This window comes from Anaerobium acetethylicum (genome assembly GCF_900096945.1).
Classification (GTDB): Bacteria; Bacillota; Clostridia; order Lachnospirales; family Lachnospiraceae; genus Anaerobium; species Anaerobium acetethylicum.
The window spans coordinates 54,479-81,096 of sequence record NZ_FMKA01000014.1; the positions used below are offsets into that span (position 1 = coordinate 54,479).

Annotated in this window: 39 protein-coding genes; 38 read left to right on the forward strand and 1 reads right to left on the reverse strand. The window is 40.7% G+C overall.

Features of this window, described 5'->3' with window-relative positions:
• The first annotated feature begins 340 nt into the window (after positions 1-340).
• The 10 genes from pdxA (at position 341) to tuf (ending at position 10,882) form a co-directional block, all read left to right on the forward strand.
• Positions 341-1,360: a 4-hydroxythreonine-4-phosphate dehydrogenase PdxA gene (gene pdxA / locus BJR36_RS11520; protein ID WP_091234360.1), complete on the forward strand. Its 1,020-nt coding sequence runs from the start codon at positions 341-343 to the stop codon at positions 1,358-1,360.
• Between the two features lie 47 nt (positions 1,361-1,407).
• Positions 1,408-2,760 carry a four-carbon acid sugar kinase family protein gene (locus BJR36_RS11525; protein ID WP_091234363.1) on the forward strand — a complete coding sequence of 451 codons (1,353 nt, stop codon included), beginning with the start codon at positions 1,408-1,410 and terminating at the stop codon, positions 2,758-2,760.
• 18 nt (positions 2,761-2,778) lie between these two features.
• Complete coding sequence (gene rpiB, locus BJR36_RS11530) at positions 2,779-3,243, forward strand: ribose 5-phosphate isomerase B (RefSeq protein WP_091234365.1); 465 nt, start codon at positions 2,779-2,781, stop codon at positions 3,241-3,243.
• 27 nt (positions 3,244-3,270) lie between these two features.
• Positions 3,271-4,323 carry a 2-keto-3-deoxygluconate permease gene (locus tag BJR36_RS11535; RefSeq protein WP_091234366.1) on the forward strand — a complete coding sequence of 351 codons (1,053 nt, stop codon included), beginning with the start codon at positions 3,271-3,273 and terminating at the stop codon, positions 4,321-4,323.
• A 54-nt stretch (positions 4,324-4,377) separates the two neighbouring features.
• Positions 4,378-4,875, forward strand: a complete 498-nt coding sequence (locus BJR36_RS11540; RefSeq protein WP_091234369.1) for a YcxB family protein — start codon at positions 4,378-4,380, stop codon at positions 4,873-4,875.
• Positions 4,876-5,203: 328 nt separating this feature from the next.
• Positions 5,204-6,034: a DUF6591 domain-containing protein gene (locus BJR36_RS11545; RefSeq protein WP_139133548.1), complete on the forward strand. Its 831-nt coding sequence runs from the start codon at positions 5,204-5,206 to the stop codon at positions 6,032-6,034.
• Positions 6,035-6,200: 166 nt separating this feature from the next.
• Positions 6,201-6,623 carry a 30S ribosomal protein S12 gene (gene rpsL / locus BJR36_RS11550; RefSeq protein WP_091234374.1) on the forward strand — a complete coding sequence of 141 codons (423 nt, stop codon included), beginning with the start codon at positions 6,201-6,203 and terminating at the stop codon, positions 6,621-6,623.
• Positions 6,624-6,799: 176 nt separating this feature from the next.
• Positions 6,800-7,270 (forward strand): 30S ribosomal protein S7, encoded by a 471-nt coding sequence (gene rpsG, locus BJR36_RS11555; RefSeq protein WP_207648858.1) that lies wholly within the window; start codon positions 6,800-6,802, stop codon positions 7,268-7,270.
• 180 nt (positions 7,271-7,450) lie between these two features.
• Positions 7,451-9,568 (forward strand): elongation factor G, encoded by a 2,118-nt coding sequence (fusA, locus tag BJR36_RS11560; protein ID WP_091234379.1) that lies wholly within the window; start codon positions 7,451-7,453, stop codon positions 9,566-9,568.
• 120 nt (positions 9,569-9,688) lie between these two features.
• Positions 9,689-10,882, forward strand: a complete 1,194-nt coding sequence (tuf, locus tag BJR36_RS11565; RefSeq protein WP_091234382.1) for an elongation factor Tu — start codon at positions 9,689-9,691, stop codon at positions 10,880-10,882.
• Between the two features lie 302 nt (positions 10,883-11,184).
• Here tuf and BJR36_RS11575 read toward each other — a convergent pair whose 3' ends face one another.
• Positions 11,185-12,045, reverse strand: coding sequence for a class I SAM-dependent methyltransferase (locus BJR36_RS11575; RefSeq protein ID WP_091234387.1), 861 nt, complete (start codon positions 12,043-12,045; stop codon positions 11,185-11,187).
• A gap of 642 nt (positions 12,046-12,687) precedes the next feature.
• Here BJR36_RS11575 and rpsJ point away from each other — a divergent pair.
• From rpsJ to rpsM, 28 genes are all read left to right on the forward strand, one after another.
• A complete protein-coding gene (gene rpsJ / locus BJR36_RS11580; RefSeq protein ID WP_091234390.1) occupies positions 12,688-13,005 on the forward strand; it encodes a 30S ribosomal protein S10 in 318 nt (105 codons plus the stop codon).
• A gap of 87 nt (positions 13,006-13,092) precedes the next feature.
• Positions 13,093-13,773: a 50S ribosomal protein L3 gene (gene rplC / locus BJR36_RS11585; RefSeq protein WP_091234392.1), complete on the forward strand. Its 681-nt coding sequence runs from the start codon at positions 13,093-13,095 to the stop codon at positions 13,771-13,773.
• A gap of 28 nt (positions 13,774-13,801) precedes the next feature.
• Positions 13,802-14,422: a 50S ribosomal protein L4 gene (gene rplD / locus BJR36_RS11590; RefSeq protein WP_091234395.1), complete on the forward strand. Its 621-nt coding sequence runs from the start codon at positions 13,802-13,804 to the stop codon at positions 14,420-14,422.
• Positions 14,422-14,721 carry a 50S ribosomal protein L23 gene (gene rplW, locus BJR36_RS11595; protein ID WP_091234398.1) on the forward strand — a complete coding sequence of 100 codons (300 nt, stop codon included), beginning with the start codon at positions 14,422-14,424 and terminating at the stop codon, positions 14,719-14,721. The genes rplD and rplW overlap by 1 nt, the downstream gene beginning before the upstream one ends.
• Before the next feature lie 130 nt (positions 14,722-14,851).
• Positions 14,852-15,694, forward strand: a complete 843-nt coding sequence (rplB, locus tag BJR36_RS11600; protein ID WP_091234401.1) for a 50S ribosomal protein L2 — start codon at positions 14,852-14,854, stop codon at positions 15,692-15,694.
• A 59-nt stretch (positions 15,695-15,753) separates the two neighbouring features.
• Positions 15,754-16,035 (forward strand): 30S ribosomal protein S19, encoded by a 282-nt coding sequence (gene rpsS / locus BJR36_RS11605; RefSeq protein ID WP_091234405.1) that lies wholly within the window; start codon positions 15,754-15,756, stop codon positions 16,033-16,035.
• A gap of 29 nt (positions 16,036-16,064) precedes the next feature.
• On the forward strand, positions 16,065-16,451 hold the full coding sequence (rplV, locus tag BJR36_RS11610) for a 50S ribosomal protein L22 (RefSeq protein ID WP_091234408.1): 387 nt from the start codon (positions 16,065-16,067) through the stop codon (positions 16,449-16,451).
• An 11-nt stretch (positions 16,452-16,462) separates the two neighbouring features.
• Positions 16,463-17,119, forward strand: coding sequence for a 30S ribosomal protein S3 (gene rpsC, locus BJR36_RS11615; RefSeq protein WP_091234412.1), 657 nt, complete (start codon positions 16,463-16,465; stop codon positions 17,117-17,119).
• Positions 17,119-17,556, forward strand: a complete 438-nt coding sequence (gene rplP / locus BJR36_RS11620) for a 50S ribosomal protein L16 (protein ID WP_091234415.1) — start codon at positions 17,119-17,121, stop codon at positions 17,554-17,556. Before rpsC ends, rplP begins: the two co-directional genes overlap by 1 nt.
• Positions 17,546-17,755, forward strand: coding sequence for a 50S ribosomal protein L29 (rpmC, locus tag BJR36_RS11625; RefSeq protein ID WP_091234419.1), 210 nt, complete (start codon positions 17,546-17,548; stop codon positions 17,753-17,755). The genes rplP and rpmC overlap by 11 nt, the downstream gene beginning before the upstream one ends.
• Positions 17,756-17,778: 23 nt before the next feature.
• On the forward strand, positions 17,779-18,033 hold the full coding sequence (rpsQ, locus tag BJR36_RS11630; protein WP_091234422.1) for a 30S ribosomal protein S17: 255 nt from the start codon (positions 17,779-17,781) through the stop codon (positions 18,031-18,033).
• A 102-nt stretch (positions 18,034-18,135) separates the two neighbouring features.
• Positions 18,136-18,504 (forward strand): 50S ribosomal protein L14, encoded by a 369-nt coding sequence (rplN, locus tag BJR36_RS11635; protein WP_091234426.1) that lies wholly within the window; start codon positions 18,136-18,138, stop codon positions 18,502-18,504.
• A 13-nt stretch (positions 18,505-18,517) separates the two neighbouring features.
• Complete coding sequence (gene rplX, locus BJR36_RS11640) at positions 18,518-18,829, forward strand: 50S ribosomal protein L24 (protein WP_242875540.1); 312 nt, start codon at positions 18,518-18,520, stop codon at positions 18,827-18,829.
• Positions 18,830-18,851: 22 nt separating this feature from the next.
• A complete protein-coding gene (rplE, locus tag BJR36_RS11645; protein WP_091234429.1) occupies positions 18,852-19,391 on the forward strand; it encodes a 50S ribosomal protein L5 in 540 nt (179 codons plus the stop codon).
• A 16-nt stretch (positions 19,392-19,407) separates the two neighbouring features.
• A complete protein-coding gene (locus BJR36_RS11650) occupies positions 19,408-19,593 on the forward strand; it encodes a type Z 30S ribosomal protein S14 (RefSeq protein ID WP_091234432.1) in 186 nt (61 codons plus the stop codon).
• 28 nt (positions 19,594-19,621) lie between these two features.
• Entirely contained in the window at positions 19,622-20,023 is a 402-nt protein-coding gene (rpsH, locus tag BJR36_RS11655) for a 30S ribosomal protein S8 (protein ID WP_091234435.1), read from the forward strand.
• A gap of 67 nt (positions 20,024-20,090) precedes the next feature.
• Positions 20,091-20,633 carry a 50S ribosomal protein L6 gene (gene rplF / locus BJR36_RS11660; RefSeq protein ID WP_091234438.1) on the forward strand — a complete coding sequence of 181 codons (543 nt, stop codon included), beginning with the start codon at positions 20,091-20,093 and terminating at the stop codon, positions 20,631-20,633.
• Positions 20,634-20,650: 17 nt separating this feature from the next.
• Positions 20,651-21,019 (forward strand): 50S ribosomal protein L18, encoded by a 369-nt coding sequence (rplR, locus tag BJR36_RS11665; protein WP_091234441.1) that lies wholly within the window; start codon positions 20,651-20,653, stop codon positions 21,017-21,019.
• A gap of 16 nt (positions 21,020-21,035) precedes the next feature.
• Positions 21,036-21,545 carry a 30S ribosomal protein S5 gene (rpsE, locus tag BJR36_RS11670; protein ID WP_091234444.1) on the forward strand — a complete coding sequence of 170 codons (510 nt, stop codon included), beginning with the start codon at positions 21,036-21,038 and terminating at the stop codon, positions 21,543-21,545.
• An 18-nt stretch (positions 21,546-21,563) separates the two neighbouring features.
• Positions 21,564-21,746 (forward strand): 50S ribosomal protein L30, encoded by a 183-nt coding sequence (gene rpmD, locus BJR36_RS11675; RefSeq protein ID WP_091234447.1) that lies wholly within the window; start codon positions 21,564-21,566, stop codon positions 21,744-21,746.
• Positions 21,747-21,773: 27 nt separating this feature from the next.
• Complete coding sequence (gene rplO / locus BJR36_RS11680; protein ID WP_091234450.1) at positions 21,774-22,214, forward strand: 50S ribosomal protein L15; 441 nt, start codon at positions 21,774-21,776, stop codon at positions 22,212-22,214.
• Entirely contained in the window at positions 22,214-23,530 is a 1,317-nt protein-coding gene (secY, locus tag BJR36_RS11685) for a preprotein translocase subunit SecY (protein ID WP_091234453.1), read from the forward strand. Before rplO ends, secY begins: the two co-directional genes overlap by 1 nt.
• Positions 23,531-23,692: 162 nt before the next feature.
• Positions 23,693-24,337, forward strand: coding sequence for an adenylate kinase (locus tag BJR36_RS11690; RefSeq protein ID WP_091234538.1), 645 nt, complete (start codon positions 23,693-23,695; stop codon positions 24,335-24,337).
• A 2-nt stretch (positions 24,338-24,339) separates the two neighbouring features.
• Complete coding sequence (map, locus tag BJR36_RS11695) at positions 24,340-25,089, forward strand: type I methionyl aminopeptidase (protein WP_091234456.1); 750 nt, start codon at positions 24,340-24,342, stop codon at positions 25,087-25,089.
• 44 nt (positions 25,090-25,133) lie between these two features.
• Positions 25,134-25,409, forward strand: a complete 276-nt coding sequence (locus BJR36_RS11700) for a KOW domain-containing RNA-binding protein (protein ID WP_091234459.1) — start codon at positions 25,134-25,136, stop codon at positions 25,407-25,409.
• A gap of 11 nt (positions 25,410-25,420) precedes the next feature.
• Complete coding sequence (infA, locus tag BJR36_RS11705) at positions 25,421-25,639, forward strand: translation initiation factor IF-1 (protein WP_091234462.1); 219 nt, start codon at positions 25,421-25,423, stop codon at positions 25,637-25,639.
• A gap of 171 nt (positions 25,640-25,810) precedes the next feature.
• On the forward strand, positions 25,811-25,924 hold the full coding sequence (rpmJ, locus tag BJR36_RS11710) for a 50S ribosomal protein L36 (RefSeq protein WP_073105013.1): 114 nt from the start codon (positions 25,811-25,813) through the stop codon (positions 25,922-25,924).
• A 268-nt stretch (positions 25,925-26,192) separates the two neighbouring features.
• Positions 26,193-26,561: a 30S ribosomal protein S13 gene (rpsM, locus tag BJR36_RS11715; RefSeq protein WP_091234464.1), complete on the forward strand. Its 369-nt coding sequence runs from the start codon at positions 26,193-26,195 to the stop codon at positions 26,559-26,561.
• Positions 26,562-26,618: the final 57 nt, after the last annotated feature.

Genomic DNA, 26,618 nt, shown 5'->3' on the forward strand with positions numbered 1-26,618 from the left:
TGTGGGAAAACAGCAGTGTTATAATTTTTGTTTTCGTTGAGATAAGTTTACATCCTATAGAAAGAAAAGGCAAGCTAAAACGAAAACAAACATAAGTTAAAAGATAGAGTTAAAATATTAAAAGAAAGCCATAGAAAGAATAAATGAAGAAAAATATAGCAAAACGCACAATAAACAGTCGATAAAACTAACATATATGACCAAAATGCAAAAAGTACTTGTAATACAAGATGAAATGGTATATATTAAAAACAGTTAAACGAAAGCAAAACGCAAGTTTGCGAAAATCAAAAGAAGTGAAAAAGTATAAACTCGAAAAGAAATGAAAAGGAGAATTGCAATGGGTAATGAAATGTTTAAACCTGTAACTGCCATAACAATGGGTGATCCGGCTGGAATTGGACCGGAAATAGTGGTTGGCACAATGCTCGACCAGGAAATACATGACTGCTGCAGACCGTTTGTAATCGGCAGCATCGACGTGCTTGAGAAAGCGGCAAAAGTACTGAATAAAGACCTGAAATACAATAAGATCTCTGATCCGTCAGAAGCGGAATATAAAATGGGTACTTTGGATGTTCTGGAAACCAAAGACTACGATACTGATACTCTTGAATGGGGTAAGGTTCAGGCACTCGCCGGCCAGATGGCTATCGACTGGATCATGAAATCCATCGAACTGGGTATTGATGGCAAGGTTGATGCAGTTTCTACAGCACCTATCCATAAGGGAGCTATCAAGCTGGTAGGGATAAAGGAACCGGGACATACGGAAATCTATCAGAATGTTACGAATTCTCCTTATGCGCTTACAATGTTTGCGTGCCACAAGTTAAGAGTATTCTTTGTAAGCCGCCACATGTCAGTCATTGATGCCTGCAGATTTGCAGACAAGGATAATGTTCTTGAAAATATCATAAACATCAACAAAGAACTACAGAAAGTCGGAATTGAAAATCCGAAAATCGCAGTGGCGGCATTAAATCCACATGGCGGAGACAACGGACTTTTTGGAAGAGAAGAAATAGACCAGCTCGAACCGGCTGTCAGAGCAGCTCAGGAAATGGGGATCAACGCAGTCGGCCCGTGTCCTGCGGATTCAGTTTTTCATATTGGAAAGTCAGGATGCTATGACGCGATTCTTTCGCTTTACCATGACCAGGGACACATCGCCTGCAAAACATTGGATTTTGAAAAATCGGTAACCCTGACCTTCGGTCTTCCATTTATCAGAAGTTCGGTAGATCATGGAACCGCATTCGATATAGCGGGAAAAGGAATTGCAGGAGAAGTGAGCTTGATCGAATCCACAAAAGTAGTTGCCGAATATGCGGCGCGTATGCGTAGCAGAGCGAATTAGAGCAGATTAAAGAGCGAAACATGATTTCTTTCAGGGAGGAAAAAGTTATGCCATTAATTGGAGCAGTAGCAGATGATTTAACGGGAGCAACCACGACAGGCGTCCTGCTTGCCCGTTCTCGTGCAAGAACAGCAGTATTTTTCAATGAAGAGGCTGCGGAAAGTGCGGAAGATGCAGCGCAGCTGGATGCGATTCTGGTAAGCAGCAACAGCAGGCCGCTTCCGGCCGGCGAAGCATACGAAAAGGTAAAATCGGCAACACAGGCTTTACAGCGTATGGGAGTCAGATATTTTACAAAAAGGATAGACACCACCCTTCGAGGCGGAGTCGGAGTGGAAATCGATGCGATGATGGACTGCATCGGAAATGACGTGGTAGCGGTCGTCGTTCCGGCAATGCCCCAGTCAAGGAGGATTCTGGTTGGCGGGTTCTCGGTGATCGACGGAGTTGCGCTGATCAAGACTCCGGTTGCACAGGATGTGCGTACGCCGGTGCGTGAAAACTATATTCCGAGACTTCTGGCAGGACAGACGAAAAGAAATGTAGGCCTTGTGAAATTGGATGCGGTTCTTGCAGGAACAGTATGCATCAAAGAAGAACTGGCAAAAACCAGAGCGGACGGAAATGAAGTAATCGTTGTGGATGCCATTACCCTTGATGATGTGGAAAAAATAGCAAAAGCCTGTGTGGAACTGGAATGGAACGTTCTTGCAGTCGATCCCGGCGCTTTCACCTCCAAACTGGCATACTGCAGAGGCCTCATACAGCAGGAAGAGGCGAATATCCCTGAAGAAACAGGCGAAGACCTGAATAAAACGGTGCTGATTGCTGCTGGAAGCGCAACGCCTGTTACAAAGAAGCAGATGGAAGTGCTCTGTGAAGATCCGGAAGTGTTCAGGATCAGCATTGACCCGGTCAGGCTCATAGAAGGCGGGGATGACGCAATAGACGAGGTTGCAATTGCCGTTGAAAAGATTGTTGGATATCTGGATGCGGAAATGCTTCCGAAAGCAATCCTGATGGAAACTGCGCTGCATGGTGAATTGCTCGATCTGTCAGAAGAAGATGCAAAAAGAGGATATGCGGACGGCATGAGTGCCGACAGGATCAATTCCGGACTTGGAAGGATCACATCGCTTGTTCTGGAAGAAGCGGGCCGCGAAAAAGTGGCAGGTTTATATACGACAGGCGGAGATACCATGGTTAACGTGTGTTTTCAGCTTGGCGTGAAATGTCTCGAAGTAATCGATTATGTGATTCCACAGACGGATGTCTGCAGGCTGCTTGGAAATTACGAAGGCCTTCCTATTGTTGGAAAGGGTGGCCTCACCGGAACTGAACAGTCGGGCGTTGAAATCGTAAAACGACTATTCAGAGAAGCGGCAAGGCAAGTAGGGTAATATGAGGAGGAAGAAAAAATGAGAATTGCAATAGGATGTGATGAGGCGGCGTACAGTCTGAAGGTTGAAATTATGAAACACCTGGAAAGCACAGGCGTAGAATGTGAAGACTTCGGCGCTGAGGCAGGAGAAATCATCCTTTATCCTGATGTGGCTGTCAATGTTGCAGAGGCAGTTGCCAGAGGTGAGTTTGAAAGGGGGATCCTTGTCTGCGGAACCGGAATCGGTATGGCGATGACGGCGAACAAAGTACCTGGAATACGTGCTGCTGTATGTCACGATCCGTTTTCGACAGAACGGTCCCGAAAGAGCAATGATGCGCAGATTATGTGCATGGGAGAGCGTGTGGTAGGCGTGGAACTGGCCAAATACCTGGTCGATATCTGGCTGAAATGTGATTTCGCCGGCGGCGGATCAGCACCTAAAGTTGACAGGATCATGGAATACGAAAAAATGTATCAGGAAAAAGAGAGAGCTATCTAATTAAAAAGCCCATAGGAGGTTACGATTATGAATGAATCGAAGAAAGAAAAGGATTTAGACCTGCTTAACAAAATGAAAAAAATACCAGGTGGCCTTGTAATTATCCCGTTGGTATTAGCTGTGCTGCTTGCGACACTTTTTCCGCAATCCTTTCAGGTAGGCGGTTATGTAACTGCATTGTTCTATAACGGCAATGCTGCCATGATGGGTCTGTTCCTGATCATGTGCGGATCCACCATTAATGTAAAACAGGTAGGGATGCCTTTATATAAGGGTGTGGCGCTGACTGGAATGAAATTTTTTCTCGGTATAGCTGTTGGCCTTATTGTCGGAAAGCTTTGCGGACCTGCGGGCTTCCTTGGACTTACGCCTTTTGTCATGATTGCAGCGATTACGAACTCCAATGGTTCGTTGTTTATTTCTCTGTCATCACAGTTTGGCGATTCGACAGATACAGGCGCTATTTCAATCTTATCATTAAATGACGGACCGTTCTTTACTTTGGTTGCGTTGGGTGCTACCGGACTTGCGTCCATTCCGATTTCAAGCCTGATTGCAACTCTGATCCCGCTTCTCATCGGTTTTGTATGGGGTAACCTTGATAAAGGCTTCCGTAAAGCATGCGCATCCGCACAGCCGATTATCACCTTCTTTATGACGATTGCAATCGGATCAAAGACAGATCTGAAGACTATCCTCACAGCAGGGGCGTCAGGTATCATACTTGGTGTGATTTCGGTTTCTACCTCAGTAATCTTCTTCTATGTATTTAATCTGTTGCTGAAAAAGAAGGACAGAAATGCAATGGGAGCAGCTATTGGGACAACAGCATTAAACTCAGCCATGACTCCTGCGGCAGTTGCTGAAGCGGATCCTTCAATGGCCAGATACACAGAAATGGCTACTGCACAGTGCGCAACAGCTTCCATCATCACACTTTTCTTCTGTCCATTCATAGTAGCATTCTTTGACAGCAGAATGAGGAAAAAACAGCAGGGCATCTATTCGCCTGAAGGATGGGCTTACGATAAAAGCTCGGATTCGGCAGCGGTAGGAAGTGCCCAGGCGCAGCAGGCATAATCGTAACCAGGTATCATATGATATAAATTAGTAATATTGTTCGGGGGTAAGCCAATGAAGATAAATGTAAAAATGAAAGCGGAATTCATATATGATCTGCTACTTTTCCACACATATTCCAAATTTTCGGGATTTGTTATAAATGTCCTTGGATTTGCGGTTATGGTAACTGGTGGTCTCATGCTTGGAACGGATAAGATAGGAGTTAGCCAGGCTCTTATGTACATGGCTGCGGGTGTGCTGTTTCTCTCGTACACGCCGTTTACGCTGAAAAGCAGGGCGAAAAAGCTTGTAAAAGAACAACGGTACCAGTCTGAAATCGAATACAGATTTGATGAAGATGGGATCAGCGAAGGGATGATGGGGAAAGAAAACCATTATACCTGGAGCCAGGTGGAAAAAGCGATATCCACACCTAAAAACATAGCTTTTTATGTGGGAAATGAAGAAGCGCTCATTATTCCAAAAGAGAGTTTCGGGGAGCATTTCATGTCAGTAATGAAGCTTATCATCGACAATGTTACAATTGATAAGATTTATATAAGAAGATAAAATAAAAAGTTGATTCAATTATATGCCAGATAGTTGTTAAAAAACTGCCAGAGGACGGAAAAACGTCATTTGGCAGTTTTTTTGTTATGTGTAAAGCTGTCCCATAAGATGAAAAATGCTTAGTATGGAAGCATGCTCGTATTTCATTTTGCATAGGGAAGGAGTATAATTATTAAAGAAAAAGACCTTGCAATGTTAAAAATTCTGGTTTGCGGCAGAAGTAACCTTGTGGATATGTCCGGTTGCCTGTTTTGTAAAAGAAATGTTGGAAATGCTGGACGTGCAGCTGTTCATGCGGAATGCATGGATTAAGACGGGAGGTATTGTCATGAAAAAGATAAGAAAAATGCTGAGCCTGGTAATCACAGTGTGTATGGTTTTCGTGCTTGTATCATGCGGCGGAAACGGTGACAAGGATGCGGAAACAACTGATGACAAAGAGACGGAAGAAAGCACGGGGGCAGAAGAGGAAGACGCGAAAGAGACTGATGACGGAGAAAATGGAGAGGATGTCGATGTTGATTTCGGGAAAGGTGTGGAATGGCCGGAAGAATCCATGGGAGACCTGCCTAAGCCTGATGTCAGGGTGACGGCAATAATAAAGGATGAAAGCTCCGGGCAGTGCGTTGTCACATTTTCTGAAATGTCAGAGAAAACTGCCGCTGAATATATCCAGCAGCTGAAAGACCTTGGGTTTGGAAACGGCATGGAAATGGCGGGCGAGGACAGTGTCATATTCAGCGGAACCAAAGTCGACGGCAGTGTGACATTCGCCTACTATACGGAAAACGGTGGGGGAACCATAAGCTATGGTGCGATTGAGACTGAAGAAGTTGTAGATGACACGAAGGATGCGGCGCCGTGGCCAGCTGAGCTGATGGGCGGTGCACCTGAACTGGCGGGCAGGATTACGGATATAACAAATGACAATGACCGTTATATCACCGTATATCTGGAGCGTGTTGAAAAAGCGGATTTCGAAGCGTATCTGGAAGCGCTGGAGGCGGCTGGATTTTCTGTTGATAAGGATAAGACCAGCAGCCTGGATGATATGGACTACAGGGCCTATAATGAAGCAGGGGACTGGATTCGCGCACATCTGCGTATAGAGGGCAGCGGGAATAAGGCGACTGTAGAATTTGAAAAAGCAGACGAATAGTTGTAATAAAATAACTTGACATCCTGATTTTAAATAGCTATAATACTTTAGTGTGTATGAAACTGCTCAAGAGTTAGAAATAGTTCGGCGGCAGACTGCATATGCTCTATTCAGGTTGAATTGAATAAACAGCAACCACAGACAATTTTTGCAGGAGGTGAAAAGAATGCCAACATTTAACCAGTTAGTAAGAAAAGGAAGACAGACAGCTGAAAAGAAGTCTACTGCACCAGCTCTTCAGAAGGGATACAATTCTTTAAGAAAGAAATCAACAAACGTATCCGCACCACAGAAAAGAGGAGTTTGTACAGCAGTTAAAACAGCTACTCCTAAAAAACCTAACTCAGCTCTTAGAAAGATCGCCAGAGTTCGTCTTTCAAACGGTATTGAAGTTACAAGCTACATCCCAGGTGAAGGACATAACCTTCAGGAACATAGTGTTGTTCTTATCAGAGGTGGCAGGGTAAAGGATTTACCAGGTACAAGATACCATATCGTCAGAGGAACACTTGATACAGCAGGTGTTGCTAAGAGAAGACAGGCACGTTCTAAATACGGTGCTAAGAGACCAAAAGACGCTAAGAAATAATAAGTATCACAGAACTATAAGTGCCGGAATTTAGAAATATTGCCCCTGTAGGTTGCAGGTTTAATATATAAAGAATACCGTGCGCGAACACATAGGCAGATGTGAGTACCGAAGATTTAAGAAAACCCCCGGTGTAGAATATGCCGTGAGGAAGAATTATTAAGGAGGGAAGTACCGTGCCACGTAAAGGACATACTCAAAAAAGAGACGTATTAGCAGATCCGTTATACAACAACAAAGTAGTTACGAAGCTTGTAAATAATATCATGTTAGATGGTAAAAAAGGCGTAGCTCAGAAAATCGTATACGGAGCATTTGACAGGGTTGCAGCTAAAACCGAAAAACCAGCTCTCGAAGTATTCGAAACAGCTATGAACAACATTATGCCTGTACTTGAAGTAAAGGCTAAACGTATCGGTGGAGCAACATACCAGGTACCAATCGAAGTAAGACCTGAAAGAAGACAGGCGTTAGCACTTCGTTGGCTTACATTGTATTCTCGTAAAAGAGGAGAAAAAACAATGGAAGAAAGATTGGCTAACGAAATCCTTGATGCAGCAAACAGTGCAGGCGCTGCAGTTAAGAAAAAAGAAGATATGCACAAAATGGCAGAAGCAAACAAAGCATTTGCTCACTACAGATTCTAAATTTTCTGAATGCTGGATGCTGCCTTGTGCGGCATCTGTATATAGAAATGCGTCAAAGGCAGCCGGTTCCGGTTTTGGAATCTGCTGCTTGATGACGTTAATTTATGACAGAAAACAGAACGGCCCGCGGCCGTGTGATAAAATGCAGAAAGCTTCTTAAAGAAGTAAGGAGGAAAAACCTTGGCTGGAAGACAATATCCGTTAGAGAGAACCAGAAATATCGGTATCATGGCTCATATAGATGCAGGTAAGACTACTCTTACAGAGCGTATCTTATTCTATACCGGTGTTAACTACAAGATAGGTGATACTCATGAAGGTACTGCTACCATGGACTGGATGGAACAGGAACAGGAAAGAGGAATCACAATTACTTCAGCCGCTACAACATGTCACTGGACTCTTCAGAAGGAAGCTAAAAAAGCTCCTGGTGCTGAAGAACACCGTATCAACATCATTGATACTCCAGGACACGTTGATTTTACAGTTGAAGTTGAACGTTCATTACGTGTACTTGACGGCGCAGTAGGTGTATTCTGTGCTAAAGGTGGCGTTGAACCTCAGTCAGAAAATGTATGGCGACAGGCTGATAAATATAACGTACCTCGTATGGCATTCATCAACAAGATGGATATCCTTGGTGCAGATTTCTACAATGCTGTAGATATGATCAAAACAAGATTAGGAAAAAATGCAGTTCCTCTTCAGTTGCCAATCGGTAAAGAAGATGAATTCAAAGGAATCATCGATCTCTTTGAAATGCAGGCTTACATCTACAATGATGAAAAAGGCGAAGATATCAGTATCGTGCCAATTCCTGAAGATATGAAGGATGAAGCGGAAGAATACAGACTGAACCTTGTAGAAAAAATCAGTGAAACTGATGATGATTTAATGATGATGTATCTTGAAGGTGAAGAACCTTCAAATGAAGAATTAAAGGCTGCTTTAAGAAAAGCTACTTGTACCTGTACAATTATTCCTGTGTGCTGTGGAACAGCTTACAGAAATAAAGGTGTTCAGAAGCTTCTTGATGCTGTACTTGAATTTATGCCAGCTCCTACAGACATCCCGGCTATCGACGGCGTTGATGACGAAGGAAATGCAGTTGTAAGACATTCATCAGATGAAGAACCATTCTCAGCATTAGCATTCAAGATCATGACTGACCCGTTTGTTGGTAAGCTTGCATTCTTCAGAGTTTACTCAGGTACATTGAACTCAGGTTCTTATGTACTGAATGCTACCAAAGGCAAAAAAGAACGTGTTGGCCGTATCCTTCAGATGCATGCGAACAAAAGAGAAGAATTAGATAAAGTTTATTCAGGTGATATCGCAGCGGCAGTTGGTTTTAAAACAACTACTACTGGTGATACGATCTGTGATGAAAAATTCCCGGTTATCCTTGAATCAATGGAATTCCCAGAACCAGTTATCGACGTAGCTATCGAGCCTAAGACTAAAGCAAGTCAGGGCAAGATGGGTGAAGCTTTAGCGAAACTTGCTGAAGAAGATCCTACATTCAGAGCTCACACAGATCAGGAAACTGGACAGACCATCATTTCAGGTATGGGTGAACTTCATCTTGAAATTATCGTTGACAGACTTCTTCGTGAATTCAAAGTTGAAGCAAACGTTGGTGCGCCACAGGTTGCTTACAAAGAAACATTCACAAAAGCAGTTGATGTTGACAGCAAATATGCAAAACAGTCAGGTGGACGTGGACAGTACGGTCACTGTAAAGTTAAATTTGAACCAATGGATGCAAATGCAGACAAGATATTCGAATTTGTTTCAACAGTTGTTGGTGGTGCGATTCCTAAAGAATACATCCCGGCAATCGGACAAGGTATTGAAGAAGCTTCAAAAGCTGGTATCCTTGGCGGTTTCCCTGTTCTTGGTATCAAAGCGACTGTATATGACGGTTCTTACCATGAAGTCGATTCAAATGAAATGGCATTCAAGATTGCCGGTTCATTAGCATTTAAAGATGCTATGCACAAAGCCGGAGCTGTATTGCTTGAACCGATTATGAAAGTCGAAGTTACAACTCCTGAAGATTACATGGGCGATGTTATTGGTGATATCAATTCACGTCGTGGACGTATCGAAGGTATGGAAGACATCGGTGGCGGCAAGATGATTAAAGCGTTTGTTCCGCTTTCTGAAATGTTCGGGTATTCAACAGATCTCCGTTCAAGAACGCAGGGACGTGGTAATTATTCAATGTTCTTCAATAATTACGATCCAGTTCCGAAGTCAGTTCAGGAAAAAGTACTTTCAGCAAAAGCAAAATAAAAAATTAGGCTTGAAAATATCTCTGATTTGAAATATAATCAGAGATAGCCTAGTGTAAAGACAATATAATAAATTATAGAGCCCAAAGGGCTTCATATTAATAAGAGGAGGACGTAAAAAATGGCTAAAGCTAAATTTGAAAGAAACAAAACACATTGTAATATCGGTACTATCGGTCACGTAGATCATGGTAAGACTACTTTAACAGCAGCTATCACAAAGACACTTCATGAAAGATTAGGTACTGGCGAAGCTGTTGCTTTCGATAAGATCGATAAAGCTCCAGAAGAAAGAGAAAGAGGTATCACAATCTCTACTTCTCACGTTGAGTATGAAACTGCAAACAGACACTACGCTCACGTAGATTGCCCAGGTCATGCCGATTACGTTAAGAACATGATCACTGGTGCTGCACAGATGGATGGTGCTATCCTTGTTGTTGCTGCTACAGATGGTGTTATGGCTCAGACTAAAGAACATATCCTTCTTTCACGTCAGGTAGGCGTTCCTTACATCGTTGTATTCATGAACAAATGTGATATGGTTGATGATGAAGAACTTCTTGAATTAGTTGAAATGGAAATCAGAGAATTATTAGACGAATATGAATTCCCAGGTGATGATACTCCAGTTGTTCGTGGATCAGCTCTTAAAGCTCTTGAAGATCCATCAAGCGAATGGGGAGATAAGATCCTTGAACTTATGGCAGCAGTAGATGAATGGGTTCCAGATCCAGTTCGTGCAACTGATCAGCCATTCCTTATGCCAATCGAAGATGTTTTCTCAATCACTGGTCGTGGTACTGTAGCAACTGGTAGAGTAGAACGTGGTGTTCTTCATGTAGCAGAAGAAGTTGAAATCGTTGGTATCAAAGAAGAAAGCCGTAAAGTAGTTGTAACTGGTATCGAAATGTTCAGAAAACTTCTTGACGAAGCTCAGGCTGGTGACAACATCGGCGCACTTCTTCGTGGTGTTCAGAGAACAGAAATCGAAAGAGGACAGGTTCTTTGTAAACCAAACTCAATCAAATGCCACAAGAAATTTACAGCTCAGGTTTACGTATTAACTAAAGATGAAGGTGGACGTCATACTCCATTCTTCAACAACTACAGACCACAGTTCTACTTCAGAACAACTGACGTAACTGGCGTTTGTAACTTACCAGAAGGCGTAGAAATGTGCATGCCTGGAGATAACATCGAAATGACTATCGAACTTATCCATCCAATCGCTATGGAACAGGGCTTAAGCTTTGCAATCCGTGAAGGTGGACGTACAGTTGGATCAGGAAGAGTAGCAACTGTTATCGAATAATTTTAAGATATTTTTACCCACGACTTCGGTCGTGGGTATTTTTTTGTTTAGAGGAGAGCCTGCGAATTTTTTCTGGATAAAAAATTCTCTCGACAGGAGGTGCAGTCGCGTTTATGGTGTTTGGCTGACTGGCGTCTATCAGCCCTCCGCACTGCAAAGCGCCCTCGTCTTCAGAAGTGAAGACGTGGGAATTGAAGTGGTGATGATACTTGGTTTTTGTAAAAAGTCCATCTTGTTGAATAAAAAAGAATCCCGTCATAAAAACGGGATTCTTCTATATAATAAACTATTTCTGCAATTTGCTATCTGCTTTCCCATCTTCCGGAAGCGCCGCATGGAAGCACGAGTCCGTTGCTTGAAACAGGGAGGCCAAGCTCTTCCGAATGAACGGTTCCATCAAATTCCCTGAGCTCTGTTGCCAGCATGTAGCTGAGCACTGCTGGTGCAAGCCCGGTTGTATAGGAATTGACAAGGAAGAATAAAGGCTTGTCGGTAAGAAGCTGCGCACAGAGTTTGATGAATGGGTGTATGGATTCTTCTATTTTCCAGATTTCTCCTTTTGGGCCTCTTCCATATGAAGGGGGGTCCATAATGATTGCATCATACTGGTTTCCTCTTCTGATTTCCCGTTCTACGAATTTGACGCAGTCGTCAACAATCCATCTGATAGGAGCATCTTCGAGGTTTGAAGATTTTGCATTTTCCTTTGCCCAGGTCACCATTCCTTTTGAAGCATCCACATGGGTTACGGAAGCGCCGGCTGCTGCGGCTGCTAAAGTGGCACCGCCTGTATAGGCAAAAAGATTCAGTACTTTTACCGGTCTGCCAGCGCGTCTGATTTTGTCTGAAAACCAGTCCCAGTTTGCTGCCTGCTCCGGAAACAAACCTGTATGCTTGAAGCTGAATGGCTTGAGGTTAAAGGTCAGCGTTCTGTAATTGATTGTCCACTGTTTTGGAAGATCGAAAAATTCCCATTCGCCTCCGCCCTGGCTGCTGCGGTGGTAATGTCCGTTCATTTTTTTCCATCCCTTGTGATGTTTTGGGGTATCCCAGATTACCTGAGGGTCGGGTCTTACCAGGATATAGTCACCCCAGCGTTCTAATTTTTCGCCATTGGAACAGTCTATAACTTCATAGTCTTTCCAGCCATCTGCTATCCACATATAATAATCACCTTTCTGTGTGCATTTTCGATATGATAATCGTACATATGCAATGTATTCCAGTATTTTCTAATGAGTCAAATTCCTATGCTGCCTTATGATGCGGCATGGTTTCTGTTTAACGGTTTCCTGCTCGTGCAGATATTCCGGACTATGTCCTGAACAGTTATCTGCTCGTAACATATTATACCTAGCCGTCAGTTTGACGTCAAGCACAATAGTTGGCCCCAAAAGCCTGGATGCATTCATATTAGAAAGTAACAAAATGGTTGCAGTATTTTTGTACTAAGCATAAAGAATGGAGCGTAAGTGAAAATGTCGGTTTTATCAAAAAAATGACAGATAAGATTGTGCAAAATGAAAAGTAAAAAAAATAATAAAGTGCTTGTAAAATCAAAGTGAATCATGTATAATGACTTATGTTGTGACATTGATAGCGTAGAAGCGTGAGGTTGCTGCAGTAATGCAGGTGTTCCGTGGAGCGAAGGTCAAGTTATGAAACTGGCGACAAGTCACTGTACAAATTGAATGGTCTACCTCTGGGTAGAAACAACGTGTCTGTATCATATGATACACACGGGAGAGTGTACAGTCACCGCTTGTCGTACTGCAATTAAGTGCGAAAAGGAGGCGACTTTTTTTATGGCAAGTCAAGTAATGAGAATCACATTGAAGGCTTATGATCATCAGCTGATCGATCAGTCAGCTAAAAAGATTATCGAAACTGTTAAGAAAACAGGATCACAGGTGAGTGGACCAGTGCCGTTACCTACTAAGAAGGAAATCATCACAATTCTTAGAGCGGTTCACAAATACAAAGATTCAAGAGAACAGTTCGAACAGAGAACACACAAAAGACTTATCGATATCCTTACACCTACACAGAAAACAGTAGATGCATTATCAAGATTAGAAATGCCAGCTGGTGTATATGTTGATATCAAAATGAAAACTAAGTAAGAAAAAAGAAAAAAGAACAGAATCCTAATAACTAGGATGATTGCGCTGAATGCGTAATCCGCTGTAGATTAAACAGGAGGTTTAAAAATGAAGAAAGCAATTTTAGCTACCAAAGTCGGAATGACTCAGATCTTCAACGAAGATGGAGTATTAACTCCGGTAACTGTATTACAGGCTGGACCATGTGTGATCACACAGGTTAAAACAGAAGAAAACGACGGATACAGTGCAGTTCAGGTTGGTTTTGTTGACAAAAAAGAGAAAATTGTTAACGTTGACAAGAACGGAACAAAAGAAATCAGAAACAGACATGGTGTTAACAAAGCAGAAAAAGGACACTTCGAAAAAGCTGGAGTTTCCAGCAAGAGATTTATCAGAGAGTTCAGATTTGAGAATGCTTCAGAATATTCTGTAGCAGATGAAATCAAGGCTGACATCTTCGCAGAAGGTGACAAGATTGATGTTACTGCTATTGCAAAAGGTAAAGGTTTCCAGGGCGCTATTAAGAGACATGGCCAGTCCAGAGGACCTATGGCTCATGGTTCTAAGTTCCATCGTCATGCTGGTTCAAATGGTGCAGCTACAAGCCCAGGTAAAGTATTCAAAGGCAAAAAAATGCCAGGACATATGGGTGCGAAAAAGATCACTGTTCAGAACCTTGAAATCGTCAGAGTTGACGTTGAAAACAATTTATTGTTAGTAAAAGGTGCTGTACCAGGACCTAAAAAATCTTTAGTAACAATTAAAGAAACAGTAAAGGCTAACTAAGCTTTTATAGGAAAGGAGGAACACACAGATGGCAAACGTATCTGTTTACAATATTGAAGGTAAAGAAGTTGGAACATTAGAACTTAGCGATGCAGTATTTGGCGTTGAAGTTAACGATCATTTAGTACACATGGCAGTTGTAAGCCAGCTTGCAAATAAACGTCAGGGAACTCAGAAAGCTAAGACACGTGCGGAAGTTCGTGGCGGCGGAAGGAAACCTTGGAAACAGAAAGGAACCGGTCACGCTAGACAGGGTTCAACAAGATCACCACAGTGGACAGGCGGTGGAGTTGTATTTGCTCCAACACCAAGAGATTACTCTTTCAAACTTAATAAGAAAGAAAGAAGACTCGCTCTTAAATCAGTATTAACTGCAAAAGTGGCTGAAAACAAATTTATCGTTGTTGATGAAATCAAATTTGACGAAATCAAAACTAAAAAATTCCAGGCTATGTTAGATAACCTCAAAGTATCTAAAGCGCTTGTTGTATTAAACGAAAATGACAAGAACGTAGTTATGTCTGCGAAAAACATTCCAGCTGTTCAGACGGCTTTAACAAATACAATCAATGTATATGATATCTTAAAATACAACACAGTAATCGTAACAAAAGCTGCTGTTGCTACTATCGAGGAGGTGTACGCGTAATGGCAAATATTCAGTATTATGATGTAATCCTCAAACCAGTTGTAACTGAAAAGAGCATGAACGCAATGGGCGAAAAGAAATATACTTTCTTAGTTCATACAGAAGCGAACAAGACTCAGATCAAAGAAGCTGTAGAAAAAATGTTTGCAGGAACGAAAGTAAAAAGCGTTAACACCATGAACTTGGATGGTAAAAAACGTAGAAGAGGCAATACTGTTGGTAGAACTTCTAAAACAAAAAAAGCAATTGTTCAGTTAACTGAAGCAAGTGCTGATATCGAAATTTTTGAAGGTCTGTAAGATTTAAATCTGCAGCCTCGTAGATATCCATGAATGAATAGCGGGCTGAACGGTTCGCTGCAAAACTTGTAACGATAAAAAAGTATAAACGCTAGGATGCGTTGTAGATAACATGAAAGGAGTGAAAAAAATGGGAATTAAAACGTTTAACCCATATACACCTTCCAGAAGACATATGACCAGTTCTGATTTCGCTGAAATCACTAAAGATTCACCAGAGAAATCATTAGTTGTTTCTTTAAGCAAAAATGCTGGCCGTAATAATCAAGGTAAAATCACTGTAAGACACCGCGGTGGCGGATCAAGAAGAAAATATAGAATTATCGACTTTAAGAGAAGAAAAGACGGAATAGCAGCAACTGTAATCGGTGTTGAATACGATCCGAACAGAACAGCTAACATCGCTCTTATCTGCTATGCAGATGGTGAAAAGGCTTATATCCTTGCACCACAGGGACTTACTGACGGAATGACAGTTATGAATGGTGAAACAGCAGAAATCAAAGTTGGTAACTGCCTTCCACTTTCAGCTATTCCAGTAGGTACTCAGATCCATAACATTGAACTTTACCCAGGAAAAGGCGGACAGTTAGTTCGTTCAGCTGGTAACAGTGCTCAGTTAATGGCTAAAGAAGGTAAATTTGCAACACTCAGACTTCCATCAGGAGAAATGAGAATGGTTCCAATCATTTGCAGAGCATCAATCGGTGTTGTTGGAAATGGTGACCATAGCCTGATCAATATTGGTAAAGCAGGACGTAAACGTAACATGGGTATCAGACCTACAGTTCGTGGTTCTGTAATGAATCCTAATGACCATCCACACGGTGGTGGTGAAGGTAAGACAGGAATTGGTCGTCCAGGCCCTTGTACACCTTGGGGTAAACCAGCTCTTGGCTTAAAGACAAGAAAGAAGAACAAGAAATCAAACAAGATGATAGTAAGAAGAAGAGACGGAAGAGCAATCAAGTAAGTTTCGACTTTAAGACAATATTTACATACATCAATCAGTTTATAAGGAGGTTAGAACCTATGGCTCGCTCACTTAAAAAAGGACCATTTGCAGATGCGCACTTACTTAAAAAAGTAGATGCTATGAACGAAGCAGGACAGCACCAGGTAATTAAAACTTGGTCACGCCGTTCGACAATATTCCCACAGATGGTTGGACATACAATAGCAGTTCATGACGGTAGAAGACATGTACCTGTATACGTTACAGAAGATATGGTTGGACACAAGCTCGGAGAGTTTGTTGCAACAAGAACTTATAGAGGACATGGAAAAGACGAAAAGAAATCAAGAGTTCGTTAATAAATGTAATTTGAAAGGAGGTTTCATCCATGGCAAAAGGACATAGATCCCAAATAAAAAGAGAAAGAAATGCTAACGCAGATACCAGACCATCAGCAAAGTTATCTTATGCAAGAGTTTCGGTACAGAAAGCATGTTTCGTTTTAGATGCCATTAGAGGCAAAGACGTTAAAAGTGCGCTTGGTATTTTAGCTTACAATCCAAGATATGCTTCTAGTTTAATAGAGAAATTATTAAAATCAGCAATCGCAAATGCTGAAAACAATAACGGAATGAATGTTGACAACCTTTTCATTGAAGAGTGTTTCGCGGATAAAGGACCTACAATGAAGAGAATCAGACCTAGAGCACAGGGTAGAGCTTACAGGATCGAAAAGAGAATGAGCCACATCACTGTCGTGCTTAATGAAAGATAAGGAGGGCAAAAATGGGACAGAAAGTTAATCCTCATGGCTTAAGAGTCGGCGTTATCAAAGACTGGGATTCAAAATGGTATGCTGAAGCTGATTTTGCAGACTTCTTAGTTGAAGACTACAACATCAGAACATACGTTAAAAAGAAATTATATAGCGCAGGTGTTTCGAAGATCGATATCGAAAGAGCATCTGACAGAGTAAAAGTAATCATCCACACAGCTAAACCTGGCGTAGTAATCGGTAAGGGCGGAGCGGAAATTGAAAAATTAAAAGCTGAAGTTCAGAAAATTACAACTAAGAAATTAGTAGTGGATATCAAAGAAGTTAAAAGACCGGATAAAGATGCTCAGTTAGTTGCTGAAAGCATTGCTCTCCAGTTAGAAAACCGTATCTCTTTCAGAAGAGCTATGAAATCTACAATGGCAAGAACAATGAAAACAGGAGCATTAGGTATCAAAACTGCTGTATCAGGACGTCTTGGCGGAGCTGATATGGCACGTACAGAGTTCTACAGCGAAGGAACTATTCCTCTGCAGACACTTAGAGCAGATATTGATTATGGTTTCGCAGAAGCAGATACTACTTATGGTAAATTAGGCGTTAAAACCTGGATTTACAAAGGAGAAGTTCTTCCTACGAAGGCAGCTAAGGAAGGGAGCGAAGAATAATGTTAATGCCAAAAAGAGTTAAAAGACGTAAACAGTTCCGTGGTTCCATGGCTGGTAAAGCTACCAGAGGAAACACGATTTCAAACGGTGAATATGGTATCGTAGCAATGGAACCGTGCTGGATCAGATCTAACCAGATCGAAGCAGCCCGTATCGCCATGACTCGTTACATCAAACGTGGTGGTAAAGTTTGGATTAAAATATTCCCTGATAAACCAGTAACTACAAAACCAGCTGAAACACGAATGGGTTCCGGTAAGGGCTCATTAGAATACTGGGTAGCAGTTGTTAAGCCAGGACGCGTTATGTTCGAAATCGCAGGAGTACCTGAAGAAATCGCAAGAGAAGCGCTTCGCCTTGCAGTGCACAAGTTACCATGTAAATGTAAAGTAGTTTCTCGCGCAGACTTAGAAGGCGGTGATAACAGTGAAAATTAATAAATTTGTAGAAGATTTAAAAACAAAATCAGCTGCAGAATTGAATGAAGAATTAGTAGCTGCTAAAAAGGAACTTTTTAATTTAAGATTCCAGAACGCAACAAATCAGTTAGATAATACAAGCAGAATCAAAGATGTTAGAAAAAACATTGCCAGAATTCAGACAATCATTACTGAACAGGCAAAGGCTGCTGAATAATCCTATAGGAAGGAGGAATTGTTGTGGAAAGAAACCTGAGAAAAACTCGTACAGGCAAAGTTGTAAGCAATAAAATGGAAAAAACTATCGTTGTAGCTATCGAAGATCACGTAAAGCATCCTTTATACAACAAAATCATAAAGAGAACTTACAAATTGAAAGCACATGATGAAAAGAACGAATGCAATATTGGCGATACTGTTAAAGTTATGGAAACAAGACCTTTATCTAAGGATAAAAGATGGAGACTTGTTGAAATCGTTAACAGAGCTAAATAATAACTTCGTGATACAGGCATTGCGCCTGGATTTATTCAGAGATATGAAAATGCTGCCAGTAAGGTGGCTTGATGAACTATATTTTAAAGGAGGTATATTGGCATGATACAACAGGAAACTAGACTTAGAGTTGCTGACAATACCGGTGCAAAAGAACTTCTTTGCATCAGGGTATTAGGTGGATCTACTAGAAGATATGCTAATATCGGTGATATTATCGTTGCTTCAGTTAAAGATGCAACACCAGGTGGTGTTGTTAAAAAGGGTGACGTAGTAAAAGCTGTAGTTGTACGTACTGTAAAAGGCGCTCGTCGTAAAGACGGTTCTTATATTAGGTTCGATGAAAATGCTGCTGTCATCATTAAAGACGACAAGAATCCAAAAGGAACTCGTATTTTTGGACCAGTAGCTCGAGAGCTGAGAGAAAAACAATTTATGAAGATTGTTTCATTAGCTCCAGAAGTATTATAAGGAGGTGTCCATAGTGTCAGTAATGAAAATCAAAAAAGGCGATACAGTTAAAGTAATCGCTGGTAAAGATAAAGATAAAACAGGCAAGATTATCAACATCAATATGAAAAACAATACTGTATTAGTTGAAGGCGTTAACATGATGACAAAACATGCTAAACCAAGCGCAGCTAACCAGAATGGCGGAATCATCCACCAGGAAAGTCCGATTGATGTTTCTAACGTTATGTATGTTCATAACGGCAAAGCAACAAGAATCGGCTATACAATGAAAAACGATAAAAAAGTACGTGTTGCAAAATCAACAGGTGAAGTAATCGATTAATTTAGAGAGGAGGTCCTGAAAGTTGAGCAGACTTAAAGAAACTTACAAAAATGAGATCGTAGAAGCTATGATCAAAAAATTTGGATATAAAAATGTTATGGAAGTGCCTAAAATTGAAAAGATCGTTATCAATATGGGCGTCGGCGAAGCTAAAGATAATGCAAAATTATTGGACGCAGCTGTTAAAGATCTTGAAATTATCGCTGGACAGAAAGTTGTTACTACAAAAGCTAAAAATTCAGTAGCTAACTTCAAAATCAGACAGGGTATGCCTATCGGATGTAAAGTGACATTAAGAGGCGAAAGAATGTATGAATTCGCAGATCGTCTTATTAACCTGGCTTTACCACGTGTACGTGACTTTAGAGGTGTTAATCCTAATGCATTTGATGGCAGAGGCAACTATGCCCTTGGTATCAAAGAACAATTAATTTTCCCTGAAATCGAGTACGATAAGGTTGATAAGGTTAGAGGTATGGACATTATTTTTGTTACTACCGCTAAAACAGACGAAGAAGCTCGTGAATTATTGACATTATTCAATATGCCATTTACTAAATAGATAGGAGGTAATTTTCATGGCTAAAACGTCTATGAAAGTAAAACAGCAACGTACTCAGAAATTCTCTACCAGAGAATACAGCCGTTGTAGAATCTGTGGTCGTCCACATGCATACTTAAGAAAATACGGAATTTGCAGAATCTGCTTCCGTGAATTAGCATACAAAGGACAAATTCCAGGCGTTAGAAAAGCAAGCTGGTAATTAGAGAGTTAGGAAGGAGGCAACTTAAATGACAATGAGCGATCCAATCGCAGATATGCTTACAAGAATCCGTAATGCAAACACTGCTAAACATGATACAGTAAATATACCTGCATCTAAAATGAAAATAGCTATCGCTAACATTCTTTTAGAAGAAGGTTACATTAAAAAATATGATATCGTAGATGATGGAAATTTCAAAGCAATCAAAATCACATTAAAATACGGTAAAGATAAAAACGAAAAAATCATTTCAGGTCTTAAGAGAATTTCAAAACCAGGTCTTCGTGTTTATGCAAACAGAGAAGAACTTCCAAAAGTACTTGGTGGACTCGGAATTGCTATCATTTCGACAAACAATGGTGTTGTCACTGACAAACAGGCTAGAAACCTCAACGTAGGTGGAGAAGTTTTAGCATTTGTCTGGTAATTTAAAATATACTACTGAAAACAGAGAGGGCACAGGTCCCTTTCCGAGAATTTAAGGAGGTAACGGCATGTCACGTATAGGAAGAATGCCAATCGCTGTACCAGCAGGAGTAACTGTTGAAATTGCAGCAAACAACAAAGTGACTGTAACAGGTCCTAAGGGAACTCTCGTAAGAGAATTACCAGTTGAAATGGAAATCAAGCTCGAAGGAGCAGAAATCACAGTTAGCAGACCAAACGACTTAAAGAAAATGAAGTCATTACATGGTTTAACCAGAACCCTCGTTTCAAACATGGTTACTGGTGTAACTGAAGGATATACAAAAGTCCTTGAAGTTAACGGTGTTGGTTACAAGGCAGCAAAACAGGGAAACAAATTAGTTCTTTCACTCGGATACTCACATCCGGTTGAAATGGAAGATCCAGAAGGATTGGAATCCGTTTTAGAAGGACAGAACAAAATAACTATTAAAGGTATCGATAAAGAAAAAGTTGGCCAGTACGCAGCTGAAATCAGAGATAAGAGAAGACCGGAACCTTACAAAGGAAAAGGTATTAAATATGCTGATGAAGTTATTAGACGTAAAGTTGGTAAGACTGGTAAGAAATAATTAAAGGAGTGACTAAGATGGTTAGTAAAAAATCAAGAACTAAAGTTCGTGTAAATAAACATAGAAAATTACGTAATCGTTTCAGTGGTACAGCTCAGAGGCCACGTTTAGCTGTGTTTAGAAGTAATAATCATATGTATGCTCAAATTATTGACGATACAGTTGGAAATACTTTGGTTTCAGCTTCAACTCTTCAGAAAGAAGTTAAAGCAGAAATTGAAAAGACTAATAACGTTGATGCAGCAGCATACTTAGGTACTGTTATAGCAAAGAAAGCATTAGAAAAAGGTATTACGACTGTTGTCTTTGATAGAGGTGGCTTCATATACCAGGGAAAAGTCAAGGCAGTAGCAGACGCAGCACGTGAAGCTGGTCTGGAATTCTAAACAAGGAGGAGAACACATGAAACGAACAATCGTTGATGCTAGTCAATTAGAACTTAATGAAAAAGTAGTATCAATCAAACGTGTAACTAAGGTTGTTAAAGGTGGACGTAACTTCAGATTCACAGCTTTAGTAGTGGTTGGTGACGGAAACGGACATGTTGGTGCAGGTTTAGGTAAAGCAACTGAAATTCCTGAAGCTATTCGTAAAGGAAAAGAAGATGCTACAAAAAAACTTATTTCTGTAACATTAGATGATAATGCTAGCATATCACATGATTTGATTGGTAAATTCGGAAGTGCTTCCGTATTACTTAAAAGAGCACCTGAAGGTACTGGTGTTATCGCTGGAGGCCCAGCTCGTTCAGTTCTTGAACTTGCAGGAATCAAGAATATCCGTACAAAATCTTTAGGATCTAATAACAAACAAAACGTAGTACTTGCTACAATTGAAGGCTTGAATAATTTAAAGACTCCAGAAGAAGTAGCTAAACTCCGCGGTAAATCTGTTGAAGAGATTTTAGCATAATTAGGAGGGAAATAAAAAATGGCAGATAAATTAAAGATTACTTTAGTGAAATCTACAATTGGAGCTGTTCCTAAAAATCGTAAAACTGTTGAAGCTTTAGGGCTTAGAAAAGTCAACAAGACAGTTGAAATGCCGGATAACGCAGCAATCAGGGGTATGATTCAGAGAGTAAGACATTTAGTAAAAGTAGAAGAAATATAATAGTATAAGAGATAAGGAGGTGTCAGGATGAATTTATCTAATTTACAGCCTGCTGAAGGCTCAAGACAGAGCGATAATTTCAGAAGAGGACGTGGACACGGTTCAGGAAACGGAAAAACTGCTGGTAAAGGACATAAAGGCCAGAAGGCTCGTTCAGGCGGTACCAGACCAGGATTTGAAGGCGGCCAGATGCCGTTATACAGAAGAATTCCTAAAAGAGGTTTCACTAACAGAAACACTAAAGAGATCATTGGTATCAATTTAAGTGCTCTTGAAGGATTCGAAAACGATTCAGTTGTTTCAATCGAAACACTTATGGAATACGGCATCGTTAAAAACCCGAAAGACGGCGTTAAAATCCTTGGCAATGGAGAGTTCACTAAGAAAATCACTGTACAGGCTAATGCATTCAGTGCAAGTGCGGTTGAAAAAATCGAAGCGCTTGGTGGAAAAGCTGAGGTGATTTAATGCTGAAAACACTCCGCAACGCATTAAAAATAAAAGATATTAGAACTAAAATCCTTTATACATTTTTTATGTTAGTAGTCGTTAGAATAGGTGCACAGTTGCCTGTTCCTGGAGTAGACAGAGCTTATTTTGCGAACTGGTTTGCTAGTCAAACCGGTGACGCATTCAATTTTTTTGATGCAGTTACAGGCGGATCATTCTTGTCAATGTCAATATTTGCATTGAATATCACGCCTTACATCACATCCTCAATCATTATGCAGCTTCTGACAATCGCTATTCCGAAGCTGGAAGAGATGCAGAAAGATGGGGAAGATGGTAGAAAGAAAATTGCGGAAATTACCCGTTATGTAACAGTAGGACTTGGTCTGATCGAAGGTATTGCCATGGCAGTAGGTTTCGGACGCCAGGGACTTCTGGAAGAATACAACTTCATTAATGTTTTAACAGTTGTTGCAGCATTAATGGCTGGTACCACATTCCTGATGTGGATGGGTGAAAGAATCACGGAAAAAGGCGTTGGGAACGGTATTTCAATCATCTTGATGATCAATATCATTTCACGTGTTCCAAGTGATTTCACTTCACTTTACGACCAGTTCATGAAAGGCAAAAACCCAGGAATCGCAGCTCTTGCTGGACTCATCATAGTTGCGGTTGTTGTAGTTACAGTTGCCTTTGTTGTGGTATTACAGGGAGGACAGAGAAAAATCCCGGTACAGTATGCGAAAAAGATCCAGGGAAGAAAAATGGTTGGCGGTCAGTCAACACATATTCCTCTCAAGGTTAATACAGCAGGCGTTATCCCGATTATCTTTGCTTCATCCCTTCTGCAGTTCCCAACCGTGATTATGTCAATCATCGGAAAGAATGACATCGGCGGATTCTGGGGACATGTTTTAAAAGGACTCAATTCATCAAACTGGTGCGATTTCAGTGAACCTGTTTATTCGATAGGTCTTTTAGTATATATCGTTTTAGTAGTGTTCTTTGCATACTTCTATACTTCGATTACTTTTAATCCAATCGAAGTTGCAAATAATATGAAAAAGCAGGGAGGTTTCATCCCGGGTATCCGTCCAGGAAAGCCAACCACAGATTACTTGACCAGGATATTAAATTACATTATTTTCATTGGTGCGTCAGGGCTTATTATAGTAGCAGTTGTTCCGATTTTCTTTTCGGGAGTATTCAACGCAAGCGTTTCATTTGGCGGAACATCACTTATCATCATAGTAGGTGTTATTCTTGAAACAATGAAACAGATCGAATCACAGATGCTTGTTCGTTACTATAAAGGATTCTTAAACGACTAAATTTTGACAATAAGTATTATCAGAACTCGGAGCGTATGCCCATACGTTCCGATTTTAGGATAATCTCTGCAAAATAGAATGGTAATCCCGGTATATTTGCAGGTCAGACATTTTATAGTACTTGAGTAACAGAAGTGTTTATAAATGAATGGAGGAAACACCGTGAAAATTGTTATGCTAGGAGCACCTGGTGCAGGAAAAGGTACACAGGCTAAAAAAATTGCTGACAAATGGCAGGTTCCGCATATTTCTACAGGAGATATTTTCAGAGCTAACATAAAGAATGGTACTGAGCTTGGAAACAAAGCAAAGACCTTTATGGATCAGGGACTGCTTGTTCCAGATGAGCTCGTAGTGGATCTTGTAGTAGATCGTGTAAAACAGGAAGACTGTGCAAATGGCTATGTGCTTGATGGTTTCCCAAGAACGATTCCTCAGGCAGCCGCTTTAGATAAAGCGCTTGCTGCTATCGGAGGAAAAATTGATTTTGCAATCAATGTAGAAGTTCCTGATGAAAACATCATAAACAGAATGTCAGGACGCCGTGCCTGTGTAGCATGTGGAGCAACATACCATTTGGTGCATATCCCGACAAAAGTCGAGGGAATCTGTGACAGATGCGGAGCTGAACTTATTTTAAGGGAAGACGACAAGCCTGAAACAGTTAAAAAACGTCTGGACGTTTATCATGAACAGACACAGCCGCTTATTGATTATTATACAAAACAGGGCGTGCTGGAAGAAGTTGATGGCACAAAGGATATGGAAGAAGTATTCGGTGCCATTGTGAAAGTTTTAGAGGCGTAATTATGGCTGTAACAATAAAATCTCCAAGGGAAATTGAACTTATGAGGGAAGCAGGCAGGATACTGTCGATCACTCTTAAAGACTTGGAAAAGGCAATAAAACCGGGAATGTCGACCTTTGAGGTTGATAGGATCGGAGAGGAAATCATCAGAAGCTATGGATGCATACCATCGTTTTTGAATTATAATGGTTTCCCGGCTTCAATATGCGTTTCTCTTAATGACGAGGTTGTACATGGCATACCAAGAAAAGACAGGATAATTCAGGAAGGCGATTTAGTCAGCCTGGATGCCGGAGTAATCTACAAAGGCTACCATTCAGATGCTGCAAGGACATACGGAGTCGGAGAAATAACGAAAGAAGCAGAAAAGTTGATTGAAGTAACAAAACAGAGTTTTTTCGAAGGAATCAAGTTTGCTAAAGAAGGAAATCATTTATTTGATATTTCGGCGGCAATTGGCGAATATGCTGAAAGCTTCGGCTATGGCGTAGTCAGAGACTTGGTAGGACATGGCATCGGATCGGATTTGCATGAATCACCACAGATACCAAATTTCAAGCAGAAACGTAGAGGCTTAAAACTTCAGGCAGGAATGACACTTGCAATCGAACCAATGATTAATGCAGGATGTTATGATGTTGAATGGCTGGATGACGATTGGACTGTTGTTACAGGTGACGGTTCTTTATCCGCTCATTATGAAAATACTGTATTGATTACAACGGGAGAGCCGGAAATACTGACTTTGTAAGAGGAAGGACGTCTGGAAATGCCAGGTTGTACAGAGGTGATCGAATGAACAGATATGAAGTTGGAATGTTAGCCATATCAAAAGCCGGCCACGATTTAAACCACTTATATGTAGTTGTGAAAGAAGAAGGCGAATATGTATTCTTATCGGACGGCAGGATCCGCACATTGGACAGGCCAAAGAAAAAGAAGAAAAAACATATCCAGCCGGTTTGTGAAATCAGCAGCATAATAGCTGATAAGATCAGCAGTGGCAAGAAGATTGAAAATGAAGATATTAAGAGAATTATTAAACTCTATTCAGCGAAGAAAAATGGTTAGGAGGTCAGCAAATGTCAAAAGCGGATGTTATAGAAGTTGAAGGAACGGTTATTGAAAAACTCCCTAATGCGATGTTTCAGGTAGAATTGGAAAACGGTCATAAGGTACTTGCTCATATCAGCGGCAAGCTGAGAATGAATTTCATCAGAATCCTGCCGGGAGATAAAGTTACAATTGAACTTTCTCCTTATGATTTGTCAAAAGGCAGAATTATCTGGAGAGATAAATAAGGACAATATGCCCTTGTTTACCAGATAATCAGGATGTAGATTGAGTACAAATTATACTTGATAATTATTACGTTGGATGGTATAATATGAAGCGAACTTTTTACGAAACACCCTTCGGGTACACCTTGATGCCCGGGAAGATGGGCATACATAGGAAAGGAGGATTTTACTGTGAAGGTTAGATCATCAGTTAAACCTATTTGCGAAAAATGCAAAATTATTAAAAGAAAAGGAAGCGTAAGAGTAATCTGCGAAAATCCTAAACACAAACAGAGACAGGGCTAATAAAAAGACCTGACTGTTTTAAAACAGTGCTGATATTCTGAATGTCTGCACGATCTGCAGGAGCCAAGAGCTCCGAACTATTTATGTAGTGCGGCTGCAGTATGAACCACTAGGATAAGTTGTTCAATGCTGATATGATATACAAATTGAAATGAAACAGAATGATAACAAGGAATGGCTTACGTACACATTTCAGACGTCGATAATGGTTGGCGGGCTACGTATGTTTGTTACCTTACGATTTTATTAATGGAGGTGTAATGCTCACATGGCTCGTATCGCTGGTGTAGATTTACCAAGAGAAAAACGTGTAGAAATCGGATTAACTTATATCTATGGAATAGGTAGAGTAAGTTCAAATCGTATCCTTGCTGAAGCTAATGTAAGTCCTGATACTCGTGTCAGAGATTTAACAGATGAAGAAGTAGGCAGAATTCGTGATGTAATTGACGCAAGTCAGATGGTTGAAGGTGATTTAAGAAGAGAAATCGCTCTTAATATCAAGAGATTACAGGAAATCGGATGTTACAGAGGAATCCGTCATAGAAAAGGTCTTCCTGTTCGTGGTCAGAAAACTAAGACTAACGCAAGAACAAGAAAAGGACCAAAGAGAACTGTTGCAAATAAAAAGAAATAATTCATGACAATTGAATGGGAAAAGAACGTCATTCAATTGCACGTTAACCCATAAGGG